Raw genomic sequence first — 3992 nt, forward strand, 5'->3', positions numbered from 1 at the left:
CAGGGGCGTATCCCCGGCCGGTGAGATCACGTCGCCATAGCCGCCTTGCCCCGCCGCACCGGCCAGATAGGGCACATGATCGGCCCCTTCCTCAAGGCAGAGCATCTGAAAGCGGCGAAAGACCTGCGACAAAGGCACGCCCGGCGCGGCGATCTCGGGCACGCGGGCAAAGGCGCGATCTGCGATGGCGCAGGCGGTGCCGATCTTGTTGATCTCGGCCTGGGATTTCACCAGCCGCAGGTGGCGCATGATGGTGGCGTCGCCGGTCAAACGCTCGCGGCCTAACAGCGCCTGCAGACGGTTGAAATCCGCCAGCGGCATCCGGACATGGCTTTCCATCTGATCGGGCAGGCCGATCAAACCGTCAGTTCCCGCAATTTCGGTCAGGGCATCCGCCAGCAACCTGATGCCATCATCGCTGTAATCGGGGGCCTGCCAGGTGCGGATATCAGAAATCCAGCTTTGCACCATCAGGTGCCGCCCGATGGCGGGGATCACCGCAATCGGGGCACCATCGGCCGGGATCACCAGAAACCAGGGCCGGGTCGGGCTTTCCCAGAACCGGGTCAGGAACCCGGTGAAATATCGGATCTCGGGCTCGGTTGTCAGCAAAAGCGCCGCCAGCCCGGCGGGGCCCATCATGGCTTGGGCGCGGGCCAGACGGGCGTGGTATTCCGGCGCTGGAAAGCCACGGCTCACGCTTCCGGCCCTTCGCTGAGGATCACCAACACGCGCGATTGCGGGGTCAGGCCAAGGGTGCCCCCCGCGGCCAGCAGGCCCGAAATCCCGGCGGCCCCCGATGGTGTGGTTTCCAGCCCTTCGGCGGCGCAGGATACGGCCCCGGCATGGCCTTCGGCCTCGGTGATCGTGATGAAATCATCGGCGTCGCGCGCCAGGCCTTTCAGCGCAATCAGAGAGGGGATCTTGCAATCGAGCCGCCCCATATCCGAGACCGGCCCATCAGTTTCGACCGGCGCCCCGGCGCGGATGGAATTGATCAGGGCGGGCGCGGCATCCGGTTCCACGATCACGATACGCGGCGCGCTACCCCATGCGGCGCGTGCAAGCCCGGCACAGGCCGCCGCCAACCCGCCGACACCGGCTTGCAGAAAGATATGGGTGGGTGCGGTGGCCATCTTGTCGATGGCCTCCTGCATCAGGACCAGATAGCCCTCCATCAACCGATGCGGGCGCGCGGTGTAGCCCGCCCAGGAACTGTCGGACAGCAGATCCCAGCCTTCACGGTCGGCGGCGTTTTGCGCGGCCTGCATGCTGGCCTCATAGGTGGCCCCGTCGCGCATCACCTTTGCCCCTTCGGCGCGCAGGCGAGCGGCGAATGCTTCGGGCACTTCATGCGACAGGTAGATCACGGATTTCGCCCCAAAGGCGGCGGCCCCGGCGGCGACCGACAGGCCGTGATTTCCGGCGCTGGCGGCAACATAGCTGCGCCCCTGCGCCCGGCCAGACTCTGCGTCGCAGGCAATCACATAGGCCGCACCCAGGGCCTTGAAACTGCCCAGACCCATGCGGTCGCGCTCATCCTTGATCCACAATTCCGCCACGCCAGCCGCCGCCGCCAGTGCCGGGCTGGCGACAAGCGGGGTGGCGCTTGCACGCGGGCAGCGCTTCAAAAGGGCGGCGGGGGTCTCTGCATTCAGGCTGGGCCAGGGCATTTCAGTCAGCTCGGGCGCGTCCATGCCGGTGCCACGAAAGGGGTTTGTCAATATTTCCATGTCGGGTGTCCCTGGATCTTGCGCCAGAAGAAACCGCATTGCACCCGCAAAGCAATGTCTTTCAGTCAATCCACAAGGGTCGCCGTCAGAGCAGACCCCGCATCCATCAACCCGTCAATGACATCGAAATGGTGCTGGTCTGGGGCAAATACCGGCGGGCGCATGTCGGTTTTCCCTGACCAGGCTTCGGCCAATATGGCGCTCTGGCGCAGAAATTCGGGCCGCTCAGCGGCCCCGATCCAGCAGGTCACGGCGATATCGGGCAGGGGCGATAGCAAGACCGGGCTTTCGGCGGCCGCCTGGGCCGCATCAAGGCGCAGATCGGCGTTCATCGAATGCAAGCGGAGCGGGCGCAGATCATGCACGCCGCTGATCGAAACCACGGCGGCAATCCTTGCCTGAACCTGGGGCGCAATCGGCGCGCCCGCGCAGATCATCCGCGTCACCAGATGCCCGCCCGCCGAATGGCCCGCCAGACGGATGGGGCCTGCAACCTGCGCCGCTGCCACGCCGATGGCCTCCCCGATCTGTGCGGTGATCTGCCCAATCCGTGCCTCGGGGGCCAGCATGTAGCCCGGTATCGCCACGGCCCATCCGCGCGCCAATGGCCCCGCCGCCAGATGCGACCACAGCGATTTGTCCAGTATCCGCCAGAATCCGCCATGGACAAAGATAACGAGGCCCCTTGGCCTGCCCTCGGGCCAGAACAGATCGAGCTTTTCGCGCGGTGAAGGGCCATAAGGAATATCCAATTCGGCCCGTGCCCGATCCCGAAACGCCGCCGCCTGCGCAGCCCACAGAGCGGGAAACTCCGCCCCTCCCGGGATATGGGGCGCGTTCTGAAAGGCATCTTCCCAGTCGATGCCGGATATGCTGTCGTCGTCTTGCATCTGCCTCTCCGCTCGGCTTGGATGCGGATCAGCCTAAAGGCAGCCCCGTAGCAGCGAAAGACCCGGCCCATGACCTTACCCAGAAAAGACCGTTTCGAGCTGCCCGATGGCGTCATCTATCTGGATGGCAATTCGCTTGGCCCCTTGCCCAGGGGGGCGGTTGATCGGGTGGCGCGGGTGATGCGGGACGAATGGGGCGCGGATCTGATCAAGGCCTGGAACACGGCCGGGTGGATGGACCTGCCGCGCCTTGTCGGCGATCGGATCGGCGCGTTGATCGGGGCACCGCAAGGAACAGTCGCCACCGGAGACACGCTGTCGATCAAGGTCTATCAGGCGCTGGCAGCGGGCCTGCAGATGCGGCCCGACCGGCGGGTGATCCTGTCCGATACCGGCAATTTCCCGAGCGATCTTTATATGGCAGGCGGGTTGATCGACACTATCGGCAAGGGCTATGAATTGCGCCTTGTCGCGCCGCAGGATGTGGCCGGTGCAATCACCGATGATATCGCCATCGTGTTGCTGACCCAGGTCGATTTTCGCAGCGGGCGGATGCATGATATGGCGGCGCTGACCGGGGCCGCACATGATGCGGGCGCGGTGATGATCTGGGATTTGGCGCATAGTGCCGGTGCGGTGCCGGTGGATATTGCGGGCAGCGGCGCGGAATTTGCCGTCGGATGCAGCTATAAATACCTAAATGGCGGCCCCGGCGCGCCCGCTTTCATCTATGCGCGCCCCGATATTGTCGAGGCGCTGCGCCCGGCGCTGGCGGGATGGCTCGGGCATGCCGCGCCTTTTGACATGGACCTGAGCTATCGGCCCGCCATGGCCACCGAACGCCTGCGCGTCGGCACGCCCGCAATATTGCAACTGGCGGTGCTGCAGGAGGCGCTCAAGATCTGGGATGGCGTCGATATGGCCGAATTGCGGGCCGCATCGGTGGCGCTGTGTGAATGCTTCATCGCAGAGGTCGAGGCGCGCTGCCCGCAACTGAAGCTGGCCAGCCCGCGCGACGCAGCCGATCGCGGCAGTCAGGTCTCATTCGCGTCTCAACATGGCTACCCGGTGATGCAGGCGCTGATCGCGCGCGGTGTGATCGGTGATTTCCGCGCGCCCGATATCATGCGCTTCGGCTTTGCGCCGCTTTATCTGGACGAGGCCGACGTGATCCGCGCGGCTGAGATTCTCGAAGAGGTGATGGCAGGCGAGATCTGGCGCGCGCCGGAATATAATCAGCGGGCCCGTGTTACCTGAGGCCCGGATTATCAATATCGGCAAGGCAATCCTTCATGGTTTACAGGCACGGTTTGCTATTGGAAAACAGCCGCTTGCGCGGTTTTATAGGAGTCTGAGTCCAAATTGCAGG

General features: G+C 64.8%; 4 protein-coding genes. 1 reads left to right on the top strand and 3 read right to left on the bottom strand.

The window, feature by feature from the left end; genetic code table 11:
• From ACW8PS_RS00735 to ACW8PS_RS00745, 3 genes are all read right to left on the bottom strand, one after another.
• The coding region (locus ACW8PS_RS00735) for a M24 family metallopeptidase (RefSeq protein WP_491525334.1) at positions 1 to 699 on the bottom strand (699 nt) is incomplete at its 3' end.
• Entirely contained in the window at positions 696 to 1733 is a 1038-nt protein-coding gene (locus ACW8PS_RS00740) for a pyridoxal-phosphate dependent enzyme (protein WP_491525335.1), read from the bottom strand. The genes ACW8PS_RS00735 and ACW8PS_RS00740, both read right to left, overlap by 4 nt.
• 65 nt (positions 1734 to 1798) lie before the next feature.
• The gene (locus tag ACW8PS_RS00745; protein WP_491525336.1) at positions 1799 to 2623 is read right to left on the bottom strand and encodes a hormone-sensitive lipase; all 825 of its coding nucleotides are present in this window, start codon (positions 2621 to 2623) and stop codon (positions 1799 to 1801) included.
• Positions 2624 to 2692: 69 nt separating this feature from the next.
• On the opposite strand from ACW8PS_RS00745, the gene kynU reads away from it, so the two are divergent.
• A complete protein-coding gene (gene kynU / locus ACW8PS_RS00750; RefSeq protein ID WP_491525337.1) occupies positions 2693 to 3880 on the top strand; it encodes a kynureninase in 1188 nt (395 codons plus the stop codon).
• Positions 3881 to 3992 lie beyond the last annotated feature (112 nt).

The sequence above is a fragment of the Alterinioella sp. genome (assembly GCF_058343375.1).